The organism is Photorhabdus temperata, from assembly GCF_025384845.1.
GTDB lineage: Bacteria > Pseudomonadota > Gammaproteobacteria > Enterobacterales > Enterobacteriaceae > Photorhabdus > Photorhabdus temperata.
Genome location: NZ_JAJAFX010000105.1, coordinates 1 through 5,901 on the forward strand (window position 1 = coordinate 1; position 5,901 = coordinate 5,901).

The window sequence follows — 5,901 nt, forward strand, 5'->3', positions numbered from 1 at the left end:
ACAAAAGGCGGTATAGTTAACCCATACCGCCTTCAAATTATTCGTCAAAACAATTAAATCAGTTTCAAAGCGAACCAGTAGAAAATACCGGATAACCCAATTGAAACTGGCAGGGTCAGTATCCAGGCCAACATGATGTTCTTGATTGTTTTACCCTGAACACCACCACCATCAACCAACATCGTCCCCGCTACCGCAGAGGAAAGAACCTGTGTAGTCGAAACCGGCATCCCGGTATAACTCGCCACACCAATTGAAACAGCCGCAGTCATCTGAGCTGAAACACCCTGTGCGTAGGTCATACCTTTCTTACCAATCTTCTCGCCGATAGTCACCGCAACGCGTTGCCAGCCAACCATAGTTCCCAGAGATAGCGCCAGCGCCACCGCAATGATGATCCAGATAGGTGCATACTCAACAGTATGCAATAAGTCTTTACGCAGTTTATTCAGAAAACGGGCATCTTCAGCACTAGTTTCCGGCAGTTTAGCCACAGATTCCGCAGTATCGGCAATACACATCAACATGCGGCGCATATTGTTACGCTGTTCAGGATTCAGCCCACTATAGCTCTGAATGCCCTTCAATATGCTTTCTGTCTGATTAAGAACAACTACAGCGCGAGTGCTGTCACAATGGAATCGTCCTTCCGACTCATCTTCTGCAACAGCAACCAATGGCGTCAGTTCAATGGCATGAGATAACGCGGTACCATGCTGCTGATAATATTGTTGCAGGTGAGTAACCGCATCGTAAGTACGGGCAATGTCATAGCCATTCGCATTCATGTTTACGACAAATCCCGCCGGAGCTACACCGATCAGCACCAGCATAATTAAACCGATGCCTTTCTGACCGTCATTCGCCCCATGAGAGAAACTTACTCCTACCGCAGACAAAATCAGCGCAGTACGCGTCCAGAAAGGTGGCTTACGCTTACCATCTTTCTTTTCACGTTCAGCGGGTGTCAGATGAATACGTTTGCGTTTCTTAGTGCTACTCCAGTAACGGCGCAGCAGAAACACGATTGCCCCGGCGATGATCAATCCGATTATAGGAGAGAGGATCAACGACAGGAAAATCTGTATCATCTTCGGCACATTCAGCGCATCAACCACAGAAGAATTGGTCACAATGGCATTGGTCAAGCCGATACCAATAATGGAACCAATCAGGGTATGAGAACTGGATGCAGGTAAACCGAAATACCAGGTACCAAGGTTCCAGACAATGGCAGCCAGCAGCATGGAAAACACCATGGCAAGACCATGAGCAGAGCTGACATTGAGCAGAAGATCGGTAGGGAGTAAATGTACAATCGCGTAGGCGACACTTAATCCACCAAGAAGAACACCGAAAAAGTTAAATACCCCAGCCATGACGACTGCGAACTGTGCTCGCATAGCACGGGTATAAATAACTGTTGCTACCGCATTCGCGGTATCATGAAAGCCATTAATGGCTTCATAAAACAGCACAAACAGCAGTGCCAGTACTAACATTAGGCTGGTGTGAAAATCCAGGCCAGTAAAAAGATGTAGCATAAACGTTAAGCCAGTTAGTTGGACATGAACGCGGCGCATTATCAGTGACAAATGCTAGCGGGGAAAGTGAAATATGAACTTTTTTTGATTTCATGACAACCAGATAACAATAAGAAATGGGAATATTCCTTATATATCATAAAATTGCATATCTTTTAAAAAATTGACAATTTTAAGACAAAAAATAAGTTTACCTGACAAATTCAGGTCATACGGCGACTTTTTTCCGCAAAGTTATCAAAAATGCAACACTTTAAGGGAAGTTCCCGCTAAATTATTCGGTTATAAAGAGAGAAACAGTGGAAAGATTTGATGTCGTTATTGTTGGTGCCGGCGCAGCCGGTCTGTTTTGCGCAGCTCAAGCTGGGCAACGTGGTTTACGGGTGCTGGTTCTGGACAATGGTAAAAAAACCGGGCGTAAGATTTTGATGTCCGGCGGTGGGCGTTGTAACTTCACTAATATGTACACAGAACCATCAGCTTATCTTTCCGCTAATCCCCATTTCTGTAAATCTGCCCTGGCTCGCTATACACAGTGGGATTTTCTTGAGCTGGTCCAGCGCCATGGCATTGTTTACCACGAAAAAACCCTGGGACAGCTTTTTTGCGATGATTCAGCCCAGCAGATAGTTGATATGTTGTTAAAAGAGTGTGAGGCTGGTCAAGTCACTATCCGCCTGCGTAGCGAAGTTAGCCACGTAGAAAAAAAGGAGCTGGGTTTCGTTATCACCGTTAACGGGAAGGAAGTAAGTACACGCTCACTGGTCATCGCTTCCGGTGGGTTATCTATGCCGGGTCTTGGCGCAACCCCTTTTGGTTATCGGATTGCAGAACAGTTTGGCCTGAAAGTCTTGCCAACCCGCGCCGCTCTCGTGCCTTTTACTCTACATAAACCACTACTGGAGCAACTTCATGTGCTTTCCGGTGTGTCCGTTCCCGCCATTGTCACCGCTGAAAATGGCACGCTGTTCAAAGAAAATATCCTGTTTACCCATCGGGGACTTTCCGGTCCGGCAATTTTACAAATTTCCAGTTATTGGCAACCGGGAGAGTTTGTGAGTATTAACTTACTTCCAGATATTGATCTGGAAACGTTTCTGGAGACAGAACGGAGTGCTCACCCAAACCAAAGCGTAAAGAATACCTTGGCAAAATTATTGCCGAAGAGGCTGACAGAATGTCTGCAAACACTCGGCCAACTCCCGGATGTTTCTCTTAAGCAGTTGAACTCAGTTCAACAAAAACAATTGATGACAAACCTCCAGTCATGGCAAGTACAACCCAACGGTACTGAAGGCTATCGTACTGCTGAGGTTACTATGGGCGGCGTGGATACTCATCAGCTTTCATCCAAAACAATGGAGGCTAATCAGGTAAAAGGACTCTATTTTATCGGTGAAGTGGTAGACGTCACCGGCTGGCTTGGTGGCTATAATTTCCAGTGGGCATGGAGTTCTGCCTGGGCGTGTGCGCAAGCGTTGTGATATAGAGACAGAATATAAGCGACACACTAACAATAAAACTTCGACTAATTGCTCACTATTCTATAATTCACTCTGTGACAAATGGTGGAGTGACTTATCTTCATCAGGAAAAGAAAACTGGAGACGCTGGAAGATTTTCAACAAACATTCAGGAAACGGTATGAATTAGATGCAGTACTACAGCCGTAGAAATAAAAAAACGACTCTACCTCACCATCATGCCAAGAACTATGTTAACAGATGAAGGATGGAATACGTTATCTATCAACACATATAAACAAGGAAGCCCCAATCTTGCATTCACAAAACTGGGGGCTAGTGTCTTTCGCTTTATGTCGGGGAACCAAGCACAATGACAAGATGGGAGAAGAACCATCGACTAGCTACGCCTTGGAAGCTGGCTCATAACCTGAACCACTTTCCTATTTTCACCGAAAAAGCATTTATTATCGAGATAACGATCGCACATAAACTGGGTAGCAGTTGCGCAATAAAGCCAAGAATAGTTCCCTGGCTTACTGGGGAATGATGATGAGCCTCGCCACCCATACCCATAGCAATCTGCATGAAAGCGGAATTTGTCAGGTAAGCATAAACCAGGCCGCAAATCCCCGTAACCAGCAGAAAACTTATCAGCATGGCGACCACCGCCCCCACCATCTGAGGTAATCTTGTTCTGATTGAATTGATGGTGAGAGCGGTCAGGCAACCTGGAGCAAAACCCCAGCCCAATATATACCAAACTGCCATTAACCCTTTCAGCGCAGTGTTGTGCGCCATTTCCAGAATATCGGCACGCCATAATATAAGATTCAGGCATGCAGCCAGCACAGCCAGAAATACGGAAATAGCGAAGCTGTTGGGCAAACTCGATTCTTTATTCACTAAAACACCTTTAGACAGTCAAGGAGTCTTGCACCTTTTATCGAGTTAAGAAGAAAACTACCCAAAATGCCAGCAATGAGTGCAGCAGTGTATCCCTTAATAAGGAACAACAACGGCATTTCTATTGAGCCCCAATAATTCAGCCCCACGTTATGGTCCAATCCCCAGCAAAGTGTCTGGCAAACACTGAAAAACAGAGCGCTACTCACTGCGGTCATGATATAAGCTCCAGCGCTTCCAGGTATAAAACGGGCTGAGAGCAGATAGGTCAATCCCCCAACGGCGGCCCCCATGCCGATACCGCATAAACCAAGAGCCCATACCAAACGCCATACCAGCGGGCCATTGTCGGGAAATAAAATAAAACTCATTAAAAGAAATCCAGCTTCTGCGATAAAACCCAGAGAAATAAATAGCTTAATCGTGCGTATAGCACGTTTTTCTCCTTCTGCCACCACATATTGCGGATGTTGTTCATTCACAGTTTGATTAGACATTTTTTATCTCCTTAATGTGCGTTAAGTATCACAAAATACTGCGGAAAATAGTCTGATAGTGCTTTTTAAATCTGAATCCAAATTGTCTTTCTTAAAAACAGAGAAAATTGTATTTCCTTCATAACTTATCTTCTAATTTGTTTCAATCACTGGTTTTGCTTAATTATATGAACTATTACTGAATAAAGTCCGAATAATAGATCAAATGAATTATTTGAGAATACAAGCAAACCAACAGGTCAAAGAAAACAAACTATATATGATGTAATTACTATGGTATGAGGATGAAAACCTGTCAATGTAAAAGAAGAAATTAAGAAAATAGTCCAATATATGGACTTAATATTTTGATACTTTCTCCGGCCAGCCTGACAGAGCCCTTGCGTTATTATCATATTGATCTCCAGATATAAATAGCATGAATAAACACTGAACTTGAGTTGGCAAACAACACCACACATATTCTGTCTTGCCAACTTGACTGTCCCACTCAAAGAATTGGCTTTCAAATGATAAAAGATGTGATGCCATTTATTGCTAGAAGAAACAACAGATTTCATTTCTAAGCTCTTAATTCCAGGATATACTTAGCATCATAATTATTTCATCCTGGTTAATAACTTGCGATTTGATTATTTATCACTAAAATATAATGAATAATTCAGAGCATTTAATTTTATAATAAAAATATTCAAGTATAGGCATAATTTCAACTTTATGGATTTGACAATAGCCTGATATTTAGTTATGACTTTATTTAAGAAGCAACAAGATAATTATTCAATGAACTAATTGTTATCAAGACAGAATAATCACAACCACAATTTAACCAATAAAGCTCAATATTAAGATTTTATTACCCCATATCTATAGGGAGATATATAACTGCCATGAATAAATCCGATCAAGAATTTAATGTTAATGAAAGTACTGTAAAAGTAGATGGAAAGGATGTCAGGTTCTTCACAGCTAAACCTCCAGGCCTGACTAAGGATAATGCCAAGAGTAATACTGTGGTGTTGGTGCATGGTACAAGCGGAAATACAACGCTGCATTTCAGTCATCTATTTCCACTACTTGCCACAAAACACGCCGTTATATCACTGGATTTTTCTCAACCAGTGAAAGCGGGAGAAATTCTGACTCCTGAACATCTTGGAAAACAGGTCGAAGCCGTTATTGAAACAGCGGCTCCAGGGGAATCTGTCACACTGATAGGTTATTCTCTGGGCTCCGTCGTTGCCGCTTCTGTCGCCGCTAAACGTCCGGATCTGGTTCGGAATTTGGTGCTGCTCGCAGGATGGCTGAAAACAGATTTACAGATGGAAAGACTTGTTGCTGTCTGGCGTCATTTATATGAGACCAACTCACCGGTTATTACCGAATTTGTTATGTATTGTGCTGGTGGTGTCCCTGGTCATGTGGATATGTATCCAGACCCACCGCCAACCGGATTTGAAAATATCAATCCGGGGGAATTCGATATATTGC

5 protein-coding genes are annotated in these 5,901 nt (G+C 43.0%); 2 read left to right on the forward strand and 3 right to left on the reverse strand.

Translation table 11 applies throughout. The features are described 5' to 3' along the window. Positions 1-53: 53 nt before the first annotated feature. Positions 54-1,544 (reverse strand): inorganic phosphate transporter PitA, encoded by a 1,491-nt coding sequence (gene pitA / locus LGZ99_RS23090; RefSeq protein ID WP_036839145.1) that lies wholly within the window; start codon positions 1,542-1,544, stop codon positions 54-56. Between the two features lie 299 nt (positions 1,545-1,843). On the opposite strand from pitA, the gene LGZ99_RS23095 reads away from it, so the two are divergent. Beyond that, positions 1,844-3,028, forward strand: a complete 1,185-nt coding sequence (locus tag LGZ99_RS23095; RefSeq protein ID WP_036839147.1) for a BaiN/RdsA family NAD(P)/FAD-dependent oxidoreductase — start codon at positions 1,844-1,846, stop codon at positions 3,026-3,028. Between the two features lie 402 nt (positions 3,029-3,430). On the opposite strand, the gene LGZ99_RS23100 is transcribed toward LGZ99_RS23095, so the two are convergent. Together LGZ99_RS23100 and LGZ99_RS23105 are read right to left on the reverse strand one after the other, a co-directional pair. Next, positions 3,431-3,913 (reverse strand): hypothetical protein, encoded by a 483-nt coding sequence (locus LGZ99_RS23100; protein WP_262979711.1) that lies wholly within the window; start codon positions 3,911-3,913, stop codon positions 3,431-3,433. Continuing rightward, a complete protein-coding gene (locus LGZ99_RS23105) occupies positions 3,913-4,410 on the reverse strand; it encodes a hypothetical protein (RefSeq protein ID WP_023043917.1) in 498 nt (165 codons plus the stop codon). Before LGZ99_RS23105 ends, LGZ99_RS23100 begins: the two co-directional genes overlap by 1 nt. Positions 4,411-5,300: 890 nt before the next feature. Here LGZ99_RS23105 and LGZ99_RS23110 point away from each other — a divergent pair. After that, the coding region (locus LGZ99_RS23110; RefSeq protein WP_262979712.1) for an alpha/beta fold hydrolase at positions 5,301-5,901 on the forward strand (601 nt) is incomplete at its 3' end.

Bases quoted from the DNA above. Each gene is read 5' to 3' on its own strand.
- LGZ99_RS23105 (WP_023043917.1), bottom strand. From the start codon at position 4,410: ATGTCTAATCAAACTGTGAATGAACAACATCCGCAATATGTGGTGGCA.
- pitA (WP_036839145.1), bottom strand. From the start codon at position 1,544: ATGCTACATCTTTTTACTGGCCTGGATTTTCACACCAGCCTAATGTTA.